Origin of the sequence: Psychrobacter sp. I-STPA6b (assembly GCF_020662265.1) — a bacterium.
GTDB lineage: Bacteria > Pseudomonadota > Gammaproteobacteria > Pseudomonadales > Moraxellaceae > Psychrobacter.
Genome location: NZ_VEWM01000080.1, coordinates 240,956 through 260,556 on the forward strand (window position 1 = coordinate 240,956; position 19,601 = coordinate 260,556).

Below are 19,601 nucleotides of genomic sequence, written 5' to 3' on the forward strand. Positions count from 1 at the left end.
CCCTAATAATCGCCCTAAATAATATCTCGTAAATTGATTACTCTAATAGCCAGTTTAACTGACTTTGAATGATAAAAAAACCATAAAACAAACCTTGATATTGGGGCAGCATATTAACGCTACAAGTACATAAAAATAGGGGCTATTCTCCATAGCCCCTAACATTTGCATTTATTTTATATCTCTTGTCATGTACTCGTGCTTAGCTTAACCGCTTAGCCTTAATTCATAAACCAACCATGACTGGCAACAATTGACTGTCCTGTAAATACATTGGTTGGAAATGCTGCTAAAAATAATGCCAACTGGGCAATGTCATCAACCGTGGTAAACTCTTTATCTACTGTATTTACCAACATGATATCACTCACAACCTGCTCTTCCGTAATGCCTTTTTCTTTAGCTTGCTCAGGGATTTGCTTTTCTACCAATGGCGTTTTTACAAATCCGGGGCAAATCACATGGCTACGCACGTTATGCGCTGCACCCTCTTTGGCAAGCACTCGGCATAGACCAAGCAAACCATGTTTCGCTGTGACATAAGGGGCTTTATACAAGGAGGCTTCATGTGAATGTACCGACCCCATATAAATCACTGTACCCCCTTTGTTATCTTTATACATGTGCTTTACAGCAGCTTTGGTGGTCAAAAACGCCCCATCTAAATGGATGGCTAACATTTTTTTCCAGTCAGAGAATGCCATCTCATCAATACGGTTAATAATTTGGATACCTGCATTGGATACCAAAATATCAATACCACCAAATTCATCAACCAATTTTTGCACGCCTGCATTTACTGCTTCTTCATTGGTCACATCCATCGCAAGGGCAATCGCTTTGCCACCTGCTTGCTTAATTTCATCGACAGTTTTTTGTGCTGCCTCAAGATTAATATCAGCGATACCCACCGCCGCCCCTGCTTTGGCATAGGTCTCTGCAATGTCTCGTCCAATGCCACTGGCTGAGCCTGTAACCAAAGCGACTTTACCTGTTAAATCATGTTGTAGTTGTGTTGCCATCATTCTTATCCTTATCCAATTATCTTGCAATTATTAAAAAAACAACTCCCTCCCTTTATTTAAAAAGAGAGGGGGTATTATAAGTATCATAAATATCATCAAATTATAAAACACTGATTAAAAAATACTAACCCTTAACGATTAACGATGCACCGTTACTGGGGTTTTTTCTTGTACTTCTTCAAAGGTAACACCATCAGCAAGCTCAACCAGTTTTAGCCCTTGCTCAGTCACATCATAAACGGCAAGCTCAGTGATGATACGATTGACCACACCTGTACCTGTTAAAGGTAGTTGGCATTCTGGCAAAATTTTGGGGTCGCCATGTTTATTGACCTGCTCCATCAATACGATGACTCGCTGCACACCAGCAACCAAGTCCATCGCCCCACCCATACCTTTCACCATCTTTTTGGGTATCATCCAGTTCGCAAGGTCGCCTTTTTCAGATACTTCCATTGCACCTAAGATGGCAAGGTTAACATGTCCGCCACGAATCATCGCAAATGAGGTTGAGCTGGAAAAAAAGCTTGCCCCTTTTTCAGCAGTGACGGTTTGCTTACCCGCATTGATTAAGTCTGCATCAACAGCATCTTCTTCGGGAAATTCACCAATCCCTAATAAGCCATTTTCTGACTGTAGCCAGACATTAACGCCGTCTGGAATGTGGTTTGCCACCAGTGTGGGTAGTCCGATACCCAGATTGACATAGTAGCCATCTTCCAGCTCTTTGGCAGCACGCTGTGCCATTTCATCTCTTGTCCACGCCATGATTACTTCTCCTTGTATGTGTCTATTTCTTCAATAGTTTGATAGCTTGTTTTTCAAATTGGTTCATTATTTTGCTTTAGTGGTCACTTTTTCGATGCGTTTTTCTGGACTGGCATTTAGAATGACACGTTGCACAAAAATCCCCGGTAGATGAATTTCATCAGGGTTTAGATCACCAATTTCGACAATCTCTTCCACTTCAGCAATGGTCACCTTACCTGCCATTGCACAGTCTGGATTAAAGTTACGCGCGGTTTTGTTAAATATTAGGTTACCTGCTTTATCCGCTTTTTGTGCTTTCACCAGTGCCACATCAGCAGTTAATGAATGCTCTAAAATATAAGTGCGTCCATCAAAGTCACGTGTTTCTTTACCTTCTGCAACTTGTGTACCAACACCTGTGGCAGTGTAAAATGCTGGGATACCTGCACCACCTGCACGTAGTTTTTCTGCCAATGTACCTTGTGGCGTCAGCTCAACTTCTAATTCCCCTGATAAAAACTGGCGTTCAAATTCTTTGTTTTCACCAACATAAGAGGAAATCATTTTTTTGACTTGGTGTGTCTCTAACAGTAGCCCCAAACCAAAGCCATCCACCCCGGCATTATTACTGATACAGGTTAGGTCTTTAACGCCACTGTCTCGCAAAGCGCCAATTAAAGCCTCTGGAATACCACACAGTCCAAAGCCACCAATGGCAAGCGTTTGCCCATCAGCAATTACATCATCTAATGCCTGCTTGGCATTGTCATACACTTTTGATTGACTCATATTACTACTCCTTGTATTGTTTATACTAAAAAGCTATTTTCTCCATTCACTATAGATTACAACTTTTATCTTTATAGTGAACACTATTACACTGATACATAATGTATCACATTTTTTTTGTAATTGGCTACTAACCTGATGATTTTAACTTATCGGTTAACTAAAGCTGATAAGGCTTAGGGCTGGCAATTAAACCACCAACCAAAACACACCCATAATCACTGCTCCAGATACTGCTAACACCATCAAACAATAGCCCATAATCGCACGCGCATCAAGCCCTGCAATACCAAGTAATGGCAATGCCCAAAACGGCTGTATCATATTGGTCCACGCATCACCCCAAGCGATTGCCATTGCGGTCACTACGGGACTTACCCCCAGCTCCACACCAGCAGGTATCATCACTGGTCCTTGGACTGCAAACTGACCACCACCAGAGGGAACAAACACATTTACCAGTCCTGCACTTAAAAAGGCAAATATGGGGAAACTCTCCGCCGAAGCGGAATTGACAAAAAACTGAGTAACTTGTGTACTGATAGAAATGCCATCAGCATTTGCCCCTGTCATGATACCCATGATACCGCCGTAAAATGGGAATAACAGCACAATTCCTGTGATACCACTAATTCCAGAGTCCACTGCCCGATAATAACGCTCTAATGTGCCATGAGCGAGCAAACCAACAAATAAAAATAAACCAATAACGATATTTAAGCCAAGATTAAAACCATTCGTACCAAACTCATTAATATAGTACATCACAGCCAATGCCAACAGTACCAAAGCAATGATACGACTGTCATCGAGCTTTTGTGCAGGCGTATTGCGGTCAGGAATGTGGTAGGGTTTTTCTTTAATTAGATTGGGGTCGATGGTTGTTTGGGTTTTTGGGTGCATAAAGCGATTTAACAGAGGCAAGATAACAATTAACAGCCCAACTATTAATAAGTTATAACCTGCAAATATGGTCTGCGATAAAGGCACTGCCTCACTCATCACATTACCAGATAGCGTTGCTAGCGTATCACCACCCGTACTTAAGGTTAAAGGAATTGAGCCTGATAATCCCCCATGCCAAATCACAAAGCCTGAATAAGCAGATGCCACCAACAAAGGATAATCAACATTAGGCACTTTTTTGGCAAGGGACTTGGCAAATACCGCCCCAATCACCAAACCAAAGCCCCAATTAATCCAAGCACCCACCAAGCCAACCAATGTAGAAACCATAATAGCGGTGGTAGGTGAGCTGATTTTACTGGCAAGATTATCCAAAATACGTTGAATAATAGGGGCATTAGCAAGGGCATATCCTGTCACCAATATCAGCGACATCTGCATGGCAAAGCTGTGTAATGACCACAGTCCACTGCCCCAATGTCCTGCCATCGAAATCACATCCTGCCCTGTCACAGCAAGCCCTGCAATAAAGGCAATGATGGTTAAAATAATAGAAAAAACAAATGGTGAAGGCAGATAGCGGTTAACCAGTTGCACACTGGCATTGGTGATGGCATGAAGCATGGTTACATTCCTTGTAATATTGATGATGGATAATAAGCTTTTTTCCCATACACAACATATTAACGATTAATATGCAAAAAAATCAATTCGGAAATCTATTTTACTTAATATTAATTTATTGACCATTTAGTCAAGTATCGTCATAATAGATAACGTTTATTTACATTTCTTACAATCTGTAACATCAGATTCTCATAGTTGACACCTGTCAAGGAGGACACCATGTTTAGCATTTTGGCTATTCTTCTTACCCTAATTTTACTGATGTTTTTTGCTTATCGTGGCTATTCGGTACTGATTCTAGCCCCTATTATGGCAATTTTAGCGGTCTTTTTATCAGGAGACTTTATCAACAGTATGCCTGCTTATACAGGTGTATTTATGGGTGCATTAAGTGGCTTCTTGATGAAGTTCTTCCCTATCTTTTTATTAGGCGCTGTATTTGGTCGCTTAATGGCAGACTCAGGTGCAGCCACAGCGATTGCCCGTACCGTAGTCGATAAATTGGGGGCAAGCAAAGCCATTTTATCAGTCATTTTGGTATGTGGTATTTTGACTTATGGCGGTGTGTCATTATTTGTCGTAGCATTTGCCATTTATCCGATTGCCAAAGACCTGTTTAAAGTCGCCGATGTACCAAAACGCTTAATTCCTGCGGCAATTGCATTGGGTTCATTTACCTTTACCATGACTGCCCTACCCGGCACGCCAGCGATTCAAAACGCCATCCCCATTCCTTATTACAATACCAATGTTTTTGCCGCCCCCATTTTAGGGATTATTGGTGGATTGGTGATGTTTTTGGGTGGTTGGTGGTATTTGCAAAGCCGTGCAAATAAAGCTCAAAAAACAGGCGAAGGCTATGGAGAGCATGTAGACGATGATGTTCATGCTGATACCTTAACCACACACCATACTTCATTTATGGTCGCAATGATTCCATTAGTATTGGTGATTGGTATCAACGCATTATTAACTTATGCCATCTTCCCAAATATGGACTTTACCTCACTACAAACCCAGTTTCCTGACTTAAATATTGAAGGCTCATTGGGACTATGGTCAATTATCATCTCGCTTATGGTGGCTTGTTTGGTGTTGGTAATTTTAAAAATTGGACATTGGAACAATCTACAAAAAACAGTCAACAAAGGCACATACGATGCGATGTTACCGATTTTTAATACGGGCTCAGAGGTAGGCTATGGGGCAGTCATCGCTTCATTGGCTGGTTTTGCAATTATCCGTGATAATATCTTAGCACTAGACCCAAGTAACCCTCTGGTTTCTGAAGCCGTTGCCATGACTACATTGGCAGGGATTACCGGTTCATCATCGGGTGGTTTGAGTATTGCCTTATCGACACTTGGTGAGGATTATTTAAGAATGGCATTAGAAACTGGCGTTGACCCTGAGCTGATGCACCGTGTGGCAGTTATGGCGGCGGGTGGCTTAGATACCTTACCTCATAGTGGTGCGGTAATTACTTTACTTGCCATTTGTAACTTGACTCATAAACAGTCCTATTTAAGCTTGGCAGTAGTGACGATGGTTATTCCGTTATGTGCGGTATTAGTAGTCATTACTTTAGGCTCAATGTTTGGTTCTTTCTAATTTATTCTAAAGTTATTCGCCAAAAAAAGGACATATTGACTATTCAATATGTCCTTTTTTGTACTGGCTATTTATATACAGACCCAAAAAATAAACTAACCCTTATCCAACTTAGTCACTAATAACTGGTCAATTTTTAGATGCTCAGTATCAATAATCTCAAAGCGAAAATTTCCAAGCTCAACACTGTCTGTCTTTTTGGGAATTTTACGAAGCATATACATCATAAAACCACCGATGGTTTCATAATTTTGCGAATTGGGAAAATCCATAATACCCAGCTCACGCATCACATCTTCAACAGGGGTGACACCATCAATTAACCATGAATCCTCCGTACGTTGGATAATTTGTGGGTCATCAATGGTAGTGACCAACTCGCCCATCACAATACTCATCACATCTTTAAGTGACACCACACCCACCACCAATGCGTACTCATTAACCACCACAGCAAAATCATTACCCGTAGTTTTAAAGGTTTCCAATACCTCATATAAGGTTAAGGTGTCGGGGATAAATAATACAGGTTGCAAGACTCGCTTGTCATTAAGCTTTACCTGTTGCTCTTTAAGCACCAACGTTAGCAAAGTATGTGACTCAAAATAGCCCAATACCTTCTCTAATACACCATCACAAACCAAATAGCGTCTATGTGGCACATTATCAATGGTTTGTAGCACCATATCACTGCTATCATTGACGTCAAAAAAGGCGATGTTTTCACGGGTATTCATGGTAGAAGTCACCGTGCGCTGTTGCATATCAAAGATATTTTCTATCAAATGATGCTCTTGTTGATTGAGTACCCCTGCCTTTGCCCCTGCATCCATCACCGCAAAAATATCTTCATAGGTCAACTGATCTTGGCGAACTGTAGACACACCCAACATCTTAAAAAATAATGTGGCAATACCATCAAACACCCAAATAAATGGCTTAAAGATAAAGATTAAAAACAGCATTGGACGTACCAAACGTACGGCTATTGGCTCAGGTTGGGTCATTGCCATACGTTTTGGTATCAGGTCGGCAAATAAAATAAACAGACTGGTAACAAGGGTAAAGGAAAGCAGGGAGGCGATAAGTTCATGCCCAATTAATTGCAAAAAATAAGGACGTAACGTTGCCTCACCCACCACCCCTGCCAAAATGGCAATGGCATTCATTACAATCTGTACTGCGGTGATAAAGCTACCAGGATGCTCTTGTAACTTTAAGACTTCAATGGCACGTGAATCACCATTTTTGCTCATGTTTTGCAGTTTGATTTTTCGGGCAGATGCTAAAGATATCTCAGAGCTTGAGACAAAGGCACTAAATAAGATAAGCAAAAATAACAAAGCGAGTGCAATAAATATACTCATGATGGGCAATCTGATTGGGCGATTTTTAGCACAGATTATACCTTAAAACCATGGCAGAAAGTCATACAGTCCTTCTACTTTAGCTTCTGTTTCTTTAACACCACTTCTCTAGCTTAACGTAACTTTTGCTTAGAGAGTTCAAATAAAATACTGGCTTCATAGATAGAAGGTGAAGTTTTATCCCCGTTAATACCATTAACTATCCATGTCACCAAAGTAGATCTATGAAATTTAAACTTTTCAATTTCTGCTTGCATTTGCTGAACCTCAAATTTAATTTGTTGTAATTCATTCATAATATCCACGTTATATTTCCTCATAATCAATGTATTAATTATCCAAGTATATCTATCAACATTCCTATAAATTCGATTTTTTTGTTAACCCATCCTTTTTTATGTTATGTTATAACATAACATAAAATTAGGAATAACCTCATGCCTCAACCTTTACTTCAACACACATATATGCTTCCCCAGTTAAATCTTATATCCTCATCAACCTTCTCAAATGACACATCAGAAGTGCCGTTGTATCAAATAACGATGTATCAAGCACTGATAAAAGAAATAGACAGCCTACCAAGTTTTTGCAAGCAAGATATTGAAGTGTTATATCAACAACTGGCAAACGGCAAAACACCTGTCGCCGTACAAGACTTCCAGCAGTCCATTAATGAATGTTGTCATATTCACCATCAAGACGGACAAGTGACCGCTTGCTTTGGCTGTAGCCTGTCAACAACTGAACACCAAATCCAATGGTACAACTCACAAGCCTATGCATGGTGTATTTGGGACACCTTTTTTATTTGCCAAAAATTACAAAAACCTGCCAATATCATCAGCAAAGACCCCATCAGCTTGGCAGAAATTCATATTGAATTTGATGGTGATAACTTTGTAACACAGCCACTTTATTTCACTTTTCCATTAGGAAAATTATCAGAAACTGAAAGTTTACGTTCTTGTTTTTGTTGCCGTACTAAAGTTTTTGAAAGCTATCAAAATGCTCAAGTTTTTGCTGATGAGTATGATTGTGAAATTGTGGATTGGGCTGAAATGTTGTTACGAACCGATGAGATGGTCAATGCTCTTATGTATTGATATTGAATTAATATAGTCAAAGAATCCAAAAATCTAATGCCCTGCCGTTTTAGAAAAGACATGAATCACCAACACCCCACAAATTATCAACCCGATACCCAAAATAGCGGGCAAATCTAATCTTTGCTCCATAAACACCTAACCTATCATTGATACTGATACAATGGCAAAAGTCAATAAAATCCACGGATTTATTATCATCATTAGGTTAGCCCTAAGACATTTTGCCCAAATTACGGTATCATAGCACCTATCCTTATACTTTTTTCACAACCCATTCATATAACTAACGATAGGTGATTTTGTGCGACAAATTCTAGTAACTTCTGCCCTACCTTATGCTAACGGTCCAATCCATTTGGGACATTTGGTCGAATATATTCAAACAGATATTTGGGTGCGAGCGATGAAGGCTCAAGGTCATCAGGTTACTTATGTTTGTGCCGATGACGCTCATGGTACGGCAATCATGCTCAAAGCCAAAGAAAATGGCGTTAGCCCCGAAGAGCAAATCGCCACCGTTAAGGCCTCACATGAGACAGATTTTGTCAAGTTTTTGATTGATTTTGACAATTATTATTCTACCCATTCTGAAGAAAATCGTGAGTTTTCTGAGCAGATTTATCAACGCTTAAAGTCAAGAGGACATATCAGCACCCAAGATGTTGAGCAGTTATTTGACCCTGAGGCGGGGCTATTTTTGGCAGACCGTTTTGTTAAAGGCGAATGCCCAAAATGTCAGGCAACCGAGCAGTATGGTGACAACTGTGAAGTCTGTGGCACCACTTATAACGCCACTGAATTAAAAAATCCCTATTCAACCTTATCAGGGGCAACGCCTGTTTTAAAAACGTCTGAGCATTACTTTTTTAATTTACCTGACTTTGAAGAGTTTTTGCAAAAATGGACGCATGAAGAAGGGCGTTTGCAAGAGAGTATCAATAACAAACTTCAAGAATGGTTTGATACAGGATTGGCAAAATGGGATATTTCTCGTGATGCCCCTTATTTTGGTTTTAAAATTCCTGATACAGAAGATAAATACTTTTATGTCTGGCTAGACGCACCTGTCGGTTATATGGCAAGTTTTAAAAACTTATGTGAGCGTACCGAAGGGCTAAACTTTGATGATTATTGGCTGGCAGAAAACGCCAATAAAACCGAGCTTTATCATTTTATTGGTAAAGATATTGTTTATTTTCATGCCCTATTTTGGCCAGCCATGCTAGAAGGCAGTAACTATAGAACGCCAAATGGTATTTTCTCTCATGGCTTTTTAACCGTTAATGGTAAAAAGATGAGTAAATCTCGAGGTACCTTTATTCAAGCCAGCACTTATATTGAGCATTTAAGCCCTGAATATTTGCGTTATTATTTTGCCAGTAAATTGTCCGATAAAGTTGAGGATATTAACCTTGATTTAGAAGACTTTATGCAAAAGGTCAATAGTGATTTGGTGGGTAAAGTGGTCAATATTGCCAGTCGTTCAGCAGGGTTTATCGTCAAAAAATACGATGGCAAGTTATCCGAGCAGTGCATAGAGCCTGAGCTGGTGGCTGATATTGTGCGTACAGGTGATGAGATTGCCACCGCCTATGAAAACCGCGAGTTTAGCCGAGCCATGCGTTTAATCATGCAATGTGCCGATAAAGCCAATGAATATATCGACAGTAAAAAACCGTGGGCATTGGCAAAAGAGGAAGGCACAGAGCAAGAGGTGCAAGATGTTTGCTCCGTAGCGATTAATATTTTCCGTCAATTAATGGTTTATCTTGCCCCTGTATTGCCAGAGCTGACCAATAATGCTAAGGCATTTTTGAATATTGATGAGTTAAGTTTTGCCAGCCGTCATGAGTTGTTATTAGGACATCAAATTAATAAATTTAAACCCTTAATGCAACGTATTGAGCAAAGCCAAATTGAGGCAATGATTGAGGCGTCAAAACAGTCACTACAAAGCAATGAAAAACAAGCTGATAAAAACACTGATGAAACCAACACTGACGACTTTATCAGTATTGATGACTTCGCCAAAGTAGAAATGACAGTGGCAAAAGTGCTGGCATGTAATCATGTAGAAGGGGCGGATAAATTATTGCAATTTAGCCTTGATGTCGGTGAGGACAAGCCTCGCAATGTGTTTAGTGGTATTCGTAAGTTTTATGAGCCAGAGCAATTGCAAGGCAAAAAAGTGATTTGTGTGACCAACCTTGCTCCACGCAAAATGAAATTTGGTGTGTCTGAAGGTATGATTTTATCGGCAGGCGACCCAAAAACTGGTTTAGTAGTTATTACCCTACCTGAAGAGGCAAAAGTGGGTGATAAATTGGCTTAGGTTTAAGCTAAAATTTTTGCTGGATGGCTGGCATTATTTAACAATTATGTTACATTATCGTTATCTTTTTATTTTTGGAACTTACTATTTATGTTGACCTCTACCGTTTCACATACTGTTTTTAACTTAAATAAGTTCAAGCTAGCATTAGGGGCAACCGCCCTTGGCAGTGCGATGATGTTGGTTGGGTGTGCCGATAAACCAGAGCAACCCCAAGCAGACACCACCACTGATACCACCAGCGAGCAGGCAGAAAAACCAGCGAAAACGGTTGCCATTACTCAGATAGTCGAACACCCTTCATTAGATGATATTCGCCGTGGTATTGTCGATGAGCTGGCAGATAATGGCTATCAAGAAGGGCAGAATTTGACGGTGCATTTCCAGTCAGCACAAGGCAATACCGCCACCGCAGGGCAGATTGCCAAGCAGTTTGTCGGTGATAAGCCTGATGCCATTGTTGCTTTATCCACGCCATCGGCTCAGTCTGTTGTTGCAGCTACCACCACCATTCCTGTTATCTATACGGCAGTGTCTGACCCTGTGGCTGCTAAGCTAATTGATGAAAATAACAAGCCCATTCAAAGCAACGTTACTGGCTTATCTAGCCAGTTGCCATTAGAGCCACAGCTTGATTTAATCCAAAAAATTGTTCCCAATGCCAACACCATTGGCTACGTTTATAGCCCCGGTGAGGCAAACTCAGTCTCTTTATTAAACCATCTAAAAGAGGCTCTACCTAAGCGTGGCTTAAAACTGCTTGATATCCCTGCCAACCGCCCAACAGATATTGGTATGGCAACGCGTAGCCTTGAGGGACGTGCTGATGTGATTTATACCTCTATGGATAATAACGTCGCCTCAGCATTTGAGGCAATGACAGGGGCTGCCAATGAGCTACAAATTCCGATTATTGCCTCTGATGAGTTTAGCGTACAACGTGGGGCAACGGCTGCTTTGGGGGTCAATGATTATGACTTTGGACGTACCACAGGTAAGATGGTATATCGCACCTTAAACGGTGAGGCAATCACTGATATTCCACCGACTAAAATGGATAAATTGACATTATTTGTTAGCCCGACTCATGCCAAGGCTCAAGGAACGACCATACCAGAGGAATTACTGGTTGATGCGGTTAATGTGGATGAAAAACCTGCCGCCGATACACAGTAAGTATCTGTTGATTACATTTTAATTTTTCACCCTATTAAGTGGAAGGAAACCACTTTCTTATTTATGGCAACCTTATTTATCGCTAATATAGATAAGCATTTTTATTTATTATGCCAATTTGCCATAAATACTTTTTTTAATCAGGAGTAACTGCCATGTTTAACCAAAACCGTTTTGTCAAAGCCCTTATGTGGGGCGGTGTCTGTACTGCTATTTTGGCAGGCTGTAATAAACCTGCAGACACAGCTGATAACTCAGCATCTACCAGCACTGACACACCTGCTGCTGCCACTGACACCAAAACTGTCGCCATTACTGCCATTGTTGAGCATCCTGCTTTGGATGCGGTACGTGAAGGTATGATTGAAGAGTTAGCCGATGAAGGCTTTAAAGAAGGCGAGAATTTAACCGTCAACTTCCAATCTGCACAAGGCAACACTGCCACGGCAGGACAGATTGCTAAGCAGTTTGTCGGTGAAGACCCAGACGTGATTGTTGCCATTGCCACCCCATCGGCTCAATCTGTTGCTGCTGCCACTACCACCATTCCATTGGTGTTTTCTGCGGTCACTGACCCTGTTGAGGCAAAGCTGGTCAAAAGTCTGGACGGCTCTGGCACAAATGTCACTGGTGCATCTGATGCCCTACCTTATGAGCCTCAAATTGAGCTGATGCAAGAAGTCATTCCCAATCTAAAAAATGTTGGTTATGTCTATAGCCCCGGTGAAGTAAACTCTACTGTTGTATTAAAAAATCTAACAGAAAAATTAACACCTCTTGGCATTACTGTTCACCCTGCCCCTGCTCAGCGTAGCAATGACATTGCCAATGCTGCCCGCAGTCTGCAAGGTAAGGTTGATGTGATTTATACTTCAACGGATAATAACGTCATGTCAGCGTATGAGTCACTATATCAAGTGGCAAAAGAAAGCAAAATCCCGCTTATCTCTGGTGATACAGGGGCGGTCTCTCGTGGGGCAGTTGCTGCACTTGGGGTCAATTACCATGATTTAGGTAAAGAGACAGGTAAAATTGTCGTTAAAATCTTAAATGGTGAAAAAGCAGGTGATATTCCTGTCTATACGCCACAATCATTGAATTTATATGTCAGCCCAAATCATGCTAAAGAAGAAGGCATTGAGTTACCACAAGCCTTGATTGATAAAGCTCAAGAAGTGGTTGAATAGAAGTAATAGAATAACTGAACTTTTAAACTTTATCGTTGAAACCTCGCTTTATTTTAAGGTATATCCGTCAGGTTAAGTTCTTATTAAGCTCTTATTGTAAATCAGCAGAAATAAGCACATGAGTTCATCATGTGCTTTTTTTATGATTGGTTTATTTGCTACAATGTATGGTTATTGTTTCGTAAAAACTTTAGGGTACTAAATCCAAACCCTAGGGTCTGTTGAATATTCACCCCGTTAAGCTAGTATTAACAAGGGATACAGCTATTTTGTACTTTTATGTAAAAATTGGCTAAATTTGCCTTATTCTGCGTTAATGAACTGGTTAATATCTCGATATTACCTGCGTTCATTGCCTTGACTAAGACAAATTTATCTCAATTTTTCCTATAAAGATGAATGTTCAACAGACCCTAAAATTCCTTTAGTACTTTATACATTGGTTTTCACTCAATCATTTATTGAGCGACAACCCAAGGAAATCTGTTATGACGTGGCGTTTACATAGCCTCACTCTTGACGCTTTTTGGTTTACTTTAAGTGCAGATTGTTTAATCTGTTAAATTTCACCCAACCTACTCTGCCATATCATCGCCATGACACCATGTCATTAGCTATGTGGTCAGATAGGGTTGCCTTAATAAGTTTTAATTGACTATGACTTTAATTGGTTTTTTTGGTGCGTTAGAAAGTGGGCTTATCTATGGACTGGTTGCCCTCGGTGTGCTTATCTCTTTTCGAATCCTTGATTTTCCTGATTTAACGGCAGACGGTAGTTTCCCTTTAGGCGGTGCAGTGGCAGGTGTTGCCATTGTTGCAGGTGTCAATCCATGGCTTGCCTGTTTTTATGGGGCAATGGCAGGGGCAGCCGCTGGGGTAGTCACCGCTTGGTTACATGTTAAATTGGGTATTTTGCAATTACTTGCCAGTATTTTGGTGATGGTGGCATTGTATTCGGTTAATTTACGTATCATGGGAGCACCAAATTTACCTTTATTGGGAGAGCAGACAGTATTTAGCCCTTTTATTGCTGATGGCAATGGGTTTTGGGTACGTTGTGTGGTGGTTGGCGTGGTGGTACTCATTGCCAAGCTGTTTTTAGATTGGTTTTTTAGTACCGAGTCAGGTTTGTCCATGCGAGCGACTGGCTCAAATCTGCGTATGGCACAAGCTCAAGGGATTAATACCTCATGGATGACCATTTTGGGTATGGCAATCTCTAACGCGTTAATTGCTTTGGGTGGTGCATTATTTGTGCAGACGCAAGGTGGGGCAGATATTTCCATTGGTATTGGTACGATTGTCATTGGTTTGGCAGCGGTGATTATTGGTGAAACGATTATCCCTGCCAAGCGTATTTGGTTGATTACTTTAGCGGTGATTGTTGGGGCGTTTTTATACAAACTGTTTATTCAGATTGCCCTATCAAGTGATTTATTGCGAAGCATAGGCTTTGGCTCACAAGATTTAAATTTGGTGACTGCATTACTGGTGGTGATTGCTTTGGTATTACCACAAATAAAAGCCAAAATCTTATCGCACAAAGGCAAATAACAGCAACTATCCAACAGCAATCACAGCAATATAAGGAAACACGACCATGATGCAAGCCAATGATTTACGATTAACTTTTAATCGTGGCACACCCATCGAAAACCCTGCCCTACGAGGTATCAGTCTTAATATCAGTGAGGGGGAATTTGTCACTGTTATCGGTACAAATGGTGCAGGGAAATCTACCTTTTTAAATGCGGTCAGTGGGACGATTCGGGTCGATAGTGGCTCAATCCTGCTTAATGGCATTGATGTCACCAAAAAGTCTGCTTATCAACGGGCAAACTGGGTCGCTCGGGTATTCCAAGACCCCATGGCAGGCACGTGTGAGGCATTGACCATTGAAGAAAATATGGCATTGGCATACAAACGTGGTGGTAAACGTGGCTTAAAATTTGCCCTTAATCATGATAATCGTGAGCTGTTTAAAGAAAAACTGTCGATATTAAAGTTAGGATTGGAAAATCGTTTATCTGACCGTATGGGCTTATTATCTGGCGGACAACGCCAAGCGGTAAGTCTACTGATGGCATCATTGCAACCCTCCAAAATCTTACTGCTTGATGAACACACCGCTGCCTTAGACCCCAAAACAGCCGCCTTTGTGCTTGATTTGACCGACAAAATTGTCCAAGACAATGGGCTGACTACCATGATGGTCACCCACTCAATGCAGCAAGCCTTAGCTCATGGCACACGTACAGTCATGCTCCATCAAGGTCAGGTGGTGCTAGATGTGTCAGGGGAAGAACGCAAGGGTATGACGGTGCGTGATTTGCTCAATATGTTTGAGCAGACACGTGGTGAAAAGGTCACAGATGACAGTTTGATTTTGAGTTAAGCTGATTTGGCTCAAAAGGTCACATCACTAAACATTATATTTTGCTCATAGTCTGGCTGGTTCTATATACAACTGTCTATAACAAACCCTAATAGATAATCACTGAAGACCCAAACGGATACAAGGTGACAAAAAAGTAATAAAAACAACCATTGTAACCGTTTGGTCACTCTACAGCCAATGGTATCTAGGTTAGATGATAGATACCCAATGATTAATTATTGATATTCACACTCAAATAAGGTTCAATGGCCCTAAGCATTAGCAAAGGAACTCATTTTATAAGGATATTTTATCATGTCAGCACTTTCTTCCCGTACGATTATGGCTATCGCTATTGCCTTTTTATTGCTAGTCATTGCTCTGCTATATGGATGTGTCTCAAGCCAGAAGCAAGCACCTTCTGCAACCAATAGCCAGATACCTAAAACCGCTACTAGCTCACCCGAAAATAATAGCCCTACTCTTAACTCACCAAACCAACAACAAAATGAAAATCCCGTAATACCACCAAATAATACGCCTGCTATAACCAACGAGCAAATTAAGTCACAAACACCTTCTTTTGTTCGTCCAGAAGTGCGCCACCTCATTCAAAAACGATACAGCGACAATAGTGAGCTACAAAGTGCTTTAGCTGGTGCAGCAATTTTACAGTCTTATTTAGATAACCCTAGCCAAGATGCCGTAGCAATTAGCCAACGCTATGACTGCACAACTATTAACCTTACCCAGTCTGATCAGAATCTGATTAAATCCTTAACATTTGATACACCAGAGCGTATGCAGACTTTTAAAAATGGCTTAGCTAATTATATTCCCCCCGTTAGCACAGAAATATCTATCGACAGTCAAGGTAATGCCATCAATCCCTGTCAAAATGTGATAGAATAATCACTATTCTACACGTCAACCTCTACTTTCTTTAATTGCAAAAGGAACTTGCTATGCAACTTCACTATAAATCTATCACTCGTACAGCACTATACTGCTCTCTTCTAGTTCCACTTTGTTTGTCATCTGCATATGCCACAGAATCAGGAAATGCTGTCAATACAACAAATACTCATCAGATTCTGAATCAATCACAACAGCCCCCTGTTTCAGTATACTTTTTAAATGGCATCTTTAATACAGATATTCAAAGCCAGACTTCTGCTATTGCCTTATTTGAGCGTCTTAAAAACAATCCTGACTTCTTACAATTAGTCAATAACCAACAGGTACACTTACGTACCTTATATAACCCAACTGACCCATATATGGGTGATATCTATGAACTATCTGCTCAAGCAGGCATCCAAAAAGAAGCGCTAGCAGCAACTGAAGCCAGACTTGCTGAAGAAAATCAAAACAATCAATATGATGCAGCCGATCTAGAGATACTGCGCCGAGCCATTTTTAATCAGGAAATACATAAGGCAAATCAAGCTTATCAAGCACAAGATTACTCTTCATTTAACTTTATTCATAAAGCGGGTAATCGTGCCATTGGTCATTATCAAATGCTAGCAAAAGAAGTAAAAAAATCTCTACTAGCCGGTGAAAAAGTGGTAATTGTTGCCCATTCTCAGGGGAACTATGTGGTGCAAGGTATCTATGCTCAGCTGGCACAAGACCCACAAGTGAGTACTCACTTAGCAAATAATCTCAGCGTCGTTGGGGTTGCTAATGTAGCAGCGACCACACCTAGCGCTAGCTATATTACCAATAAGGACGATCTGGCTGTCTATCGCTGGCATACCAAACAAGGGGGCAATCCAATGACTGCCAACTTTAATGCCATCTTTGCTAACGGTGAGTCTCTTAGTGCTTACTTCTGGGAATCAGCTGTACAGAAACAAAATGATTCACAAAATCATGGTTTTATCGAAACTTATCTATCTGCTCGCTTTAATACCAATCAAGAATTTACGCCACATCAACCAGAAATCATCGCTAAAGAAACACAAAATGATGCCACACCAAAAACCATTTATGGCAATATCGTGACACGTGTCATGAATGGTATAGAAACGATCTTTAGCGCATCATAACGTACATGCATTTATTCTGGTCGTTAGGTCTATCATACGGTGGGGCTGATAAGCAGTCCCTACCCTACTACCTAATTAGGAAGAACAAATACATACTAATAATATGGCTGTGTAGCAATGAGAACAACATCATCACCATGTAGTGGCTCTTTGACTTGAATGAACTATAAGCAAAGTTATAAACTGGTATTAAGGCAGAAGAGTGCAAATAGTATGGTTGTACAGCAGACTTTCCTAACACCGTAGCAATTATCAAGATCGTTAACTATATTTTGACTATATCTATGATATACCAACCTATCTTATTAATGATTTTTATTGCTTAAATTTAAGATAAGTTGCATATATCAAATATAGCTAAGTTAATATTTTTACTCAAAATAAACATATATAGTTACACACTTATTCAGCAAAAGCTGTATAAGATAGCTTTTCTTTAGCAGGTATTTCTAAAAGCTCTTTCACAATATCACTTTTTATTAATTCTTTTGCTGGTTCTTTAATATTATTAAAGTATTGATGGTCTTTTTCATTTACCTCAAAATATTTTATTTTATTATTTATTTTATTAAGATAATTGCGGTAGTCACTTAGTAAGACTGAATATTTTTGATAGCTATCTTCAATTAGATGTTGAGAAAAAACCTCTTGTTTAAGACGATGTGAAAGAATAAACTCAAGATTCATTCCAACTGGTAGTAACTCCATAATATGCTGGATAAATTTCATTACTAATATTAAGTGATTTTGATCTTGTATGCTGTTAGAATCCACAAAATATATTAGGCTTTTTGTGAACGAAACCATATTATTTTTTGATTTTATAGACTCTGCCAATATATTATTAGCTAAAAACTCAATTACATCTATATGGTTTCTATCTGAATTTAAAATAGTTTGTAAGCTTTGTACAATAGCTAAATATTCGCTAAATTTATTAAGGTAAAATACAATATTTTGCTCATCTATCTTTTGTGATACCTCAGATATATTTTTATTTACAACCTCGATTTTTTTGCTTAAAAGTTGTGTTTGAATAATAGTAGCAATCATAAGACTACCTGTTGAAACCGCTTGTGTAGCTACAATAGTATTTTGGATAGTATTCTGTAGTGTCCCTAAAGTTTGAACAAAAGAATCTGAACTAATGCTAATTTCTTTAAAAGGTATATGTTGAATAATTCCTGATTTACCTAATCCTGCTTTCCAATAAGCAACACCATCTCTAATAATAACTTCATTATTTTCTATAGCTGCTATTAAAGTACTTGTAAATCTATCTATATCATAAGTTAAAATCACTTGTTCCATTTTTATCTTCCCTAAAATTCATTTTTTGGTTTATGCTTGATACGCATAATAGCAATAATACATACTGCTGGAATTGTAACCCGATAAGCAGGAGATGTAATATCTTTTGCCAAAAGTGCTGTACCAAATGCTATACCAAGTGGTGATACAGTAGCAGTCGAGGCAAAAGCTCTACCAGCAAAAGCCATTGATTTGACATGTTTAGTATATTTAACATATTTAGTATACTTCACTACTTTCCCCAAACCTATTGCACCATTTACACCACTTACACCACTTAATATTCTTTCTTTATTTATATTATGTTTAATAAATTTTATAGGATCTCCTTTTATAGCCCAAAGCCCTAAATAACCTTTTTCTTTTAATTTAGCTTCTAATAAATCCAGATCTATTTTGTTTGGAATCTCTCCAAACACTTCCATTAAAATATTCTTCTCAATATCCTCAACTGTATTATTAGCTGAACTTTCTTTATTAGCATTTATTTTTTTTGCAACATCCTTTACTATCTCTTTATACAATACACCTTTTCTCCGTGTAGTATTAACTATAGTATCACCACCGAATAGCTGTAACTCCCCTGCTATATCTTTCCAACTTTTCTCATATAAATCAGGTTCTGTATATCCATATTCATCTTTATTACGTTGAAGTTTTGATTGTAAGTTTTGGCTTCTTCTCTGCTTTCCATCAAAATCATTAATTAATATACTAGCTAGTACTTTTAAATCCTGCCAATCTGCATCTTGTAAAAACCCTAAGTCACTATCTTTACGAAATTTTGATTTTTCAGCCATATAAGCTCCTACCAAATAAAAACACATTGATAATTAAAAAATTAGAAAACACTCATTATATTTCTCATAAATACAGACTAGTACTTCTTATAAAATTTATAAAAGATGATTCTTACAATTTCATTACTTAATATCAATAGATAAATGCCTTTACAAAAAGTTTACTTAAAAAACATATAC

The 19,601-nt window shown here is 39.3% G+C and carries 17 protein-coding genes; 9 read left to right on the forward strand and 8 right to left on the reverse strand.

Translation table 11 applies throughout. The features are described from left to right. Positions 1–221: 221 nt before the first annotated feature. The 4 genes from FHK88_RS10905 to FHK88_RS10920 all read right to left on the reverse strand — a co-directional run bounded on the left by FHK88_RS10905 (position 222) and on the right by FHK88_RS10920 (position 4,094). Positions 222–1,022, reverse strand: coding sequence for a 3-hydroxybutyrate dehydrogenase (locus FHK88_RS10905; RefSeq protein ID WP_227430866.1), 801 nt, complete (start codon positions 1,020–1,022; stop codon positions 222–224). 141 nt (positions 1,023–1,163) lie between these two features. Continuing rightward, positions 1,164–1,793, reverse strand: a complete 630-nt coding sequence (locus FHK88_RS10910; RefSeq protein ID WP_227430776.1) for a 3-oxoacid CoA-transferase subunit B — start codon at positions 1,791–1,793, stop codon at positions 1,164–1,166. A gap of 66 nt (positions 1,794–1,859) precedes the next feature. Beyond that, positions 1,860–2,564 carry a CoA transferase subunit A gene (locus FHK88_RS10915; protein WP_227430777.1) on the reverse strand — a complete coding sequence of 235 codons (705 nt, stop codon included), beginning with the start codon at positions 2,562–2,564 and terminating at the stop codon, positions 1,860–1,862. A gap of 189 nt (positions 2,565–2,753) precedes the next feature. Then, positions 2,754–4,094 carry a short-chain fatty acid transporter gene (locus FHK88_RS10920; protein WP_227430778.1) on the reverse strand — a complete coding sequence of 447 codons (1,341 nt, stop codon included), beginning with the start codon at positions 4,092–4,094 and terminating at the stop codon, positions 2,754–2,756. Between the two features lie 222 nt (positions 4,095–4,316). Here FHK88_RS10920 and FHK88_RS10925 point away from each other — a divergent pair, with 222 nt between their 5' ends. Next, positions 4,317–5,708, forward strand: a complete 1,392-nt coding sequence (locus FHK88_RS10925; protein ID WP_227430779.1) for a GntP family permease — start codon at positions 4,317–4,319, stop codon at positions 5,706–5,708. A 95-nt stretch (positions 5,709–5,803) separates the two neighbouring features. Here the strand turns inward: FHK88_RS10925 and FHK88_RS10930 are convergent, their stop codons facing one another. After that, positions 5,804–7,075, reverse strand: coding sequence for a hemolysin family protein (locus tag FHK88_RS10930; protein ID WP_227430780.1), 1,272 nt, complete (start codon positions 7,073–7,075; stop codon positions 5,804–5,806). Positions 7,076–7,188: 113 nt separating this feature from the next. Beyond that, positions 7,189–7,371, reverse strand: coding sequence for a hypothetical protein (locus FHK88_RS10935; protein WP_227430781.1), 183 nt, complete (start codon positions 7,369–7,371; stop codon positions 7,189–7,191). 141 nt (positions 7,372–7,512) lie between these two features. Here FHK88_RS10935 and merB point away from each other — a divergent pair, with 141 nt between their 5' ends. From merB to FHK88_RS10980, 8 genes are all read left to right on the forward strand, one after another. Next, a complete protein-coding gene (gene merB, locus FHK88_RS10940) occupies positions 7,513–8,181 on the forward strand; it encodes an organomercurial lyase (RefSeq protein ID WP_227430782.1) in 669 nt (222 codons plus the stop codon). Positions 8,182–8,485: 304 nt separating this feature from the next. Next, positions 8,486–10,516 carry a methionine--tRNA ligase gene (metG, locus tag FHK88_RS10950; RefSeq protein WP_227430783.1) on the forward strand — a complete coding sequence of 677 codons (2,031 nt, stop codon included), beginning with the start codon at positions 8,486–8,488 and terminating at the stop codon, positions 10,514–10,516. 90 nt (positions 10,517–10,606) lie between these two features. Beyond that, positions 10,607–11,692, forward strand: coding sequence for an ABC transporter substrate-binding protein (locus FHK88_RS10955; RefSeq protein ID WP_413680498.1), 1,086 nt, complete (start codon positions 10,607–10,609; stop codon positions 11,690–11,692). A 155-nt stretch (positions 11,693–11,847) separates the two neighbouring features. Next, on the forward strand, positions 11,848–12,879 hold the full coding sequence (locus FHK88_RS10960; RefSeq protein WP_227430784.1) for an ABC transporter substrate-binding protein: 1,032 nt from the start codon (positions 11,848–11,850) through the stop codon (positions 12,877–12,879). A gap of 657 nt (positions 12,880–13,536) precedes the next feature. Next, positions 13,537–14,433 carry an ABC transporter permease gene (locus tag FHK88_RS10965; RefSeq protein WP_227430785.1) on the forward strand — a complete coding sequence of 299 codons (897 nt, stop codon included), beginning with the start codon at positions 13,537–13,539 and terminating at the stop codon, positions 14,431–14,433. Between the two features lie 46 nt (positions 14,434–14,479). Further along, on the forward strand, positions 14,480–15,274 hold the full coding sequence (locus FHK88_RS10970; RefSeq protein ID WP_227430786.1) for an ABC transporter ATP-binding protein: 795 nt from the start codon (positions 14,480–14,482) through the stop codon (positions 15,272–15,274). A 297-nt stretch (positions 15,275–15,571) separates the two neighbouring features. After that, positions 15,572–16,168, forward strand: a complete 597-nt coding sequence (locus FHK88_RS10975) for a hypothetical protein (RefSeq protein ID WP_227430787.1) — start codon at positions 15,572–15,574, stop codon at positions 16,166–16,168. 53 nt (positions 16,169–16,221) lie between these two features. Further along, positions 16,222–17,310, forward strand: a complete 1,089-nt coding sequence (locus FHK88_RS10980) for a hypothetical protein (protein WP_227430788.1) — start codon at positions 16,222–16,224, stop codon at positions 17,308–17,310. A gap of 402 nt (positions 17,311–17,712) precedes the next feature. Here the strand turns inward: FHK88_RS10980 and FHK88_RS10985 are convergent, their stop codons facing one another. Both FHK88_RS10985 and FHK88_RS10990 read right to left on the reverse strand, forming a co-directional pair. Next, entirely contained in the window at positions 17,713–18,621 is a 909-nt protein-coding gene (locus FHK88_RS10985) for a hypothetical protein (protein ID WP_227430789.1), read from the reverse strand. A gap of 11 nt (positions 18,622–18,632) precedes the next feature. Further along, entirely contained in the window at positions 18,633–19,421 is a 789-nt protein-coding gene (locus tag FHK88_RS10990) for a DUF3944 domain-containing protein (protein WP_227430790.1), read from the reverse strand. Positions 19,422–19,601: the final 180 nt, after the last annotated feature.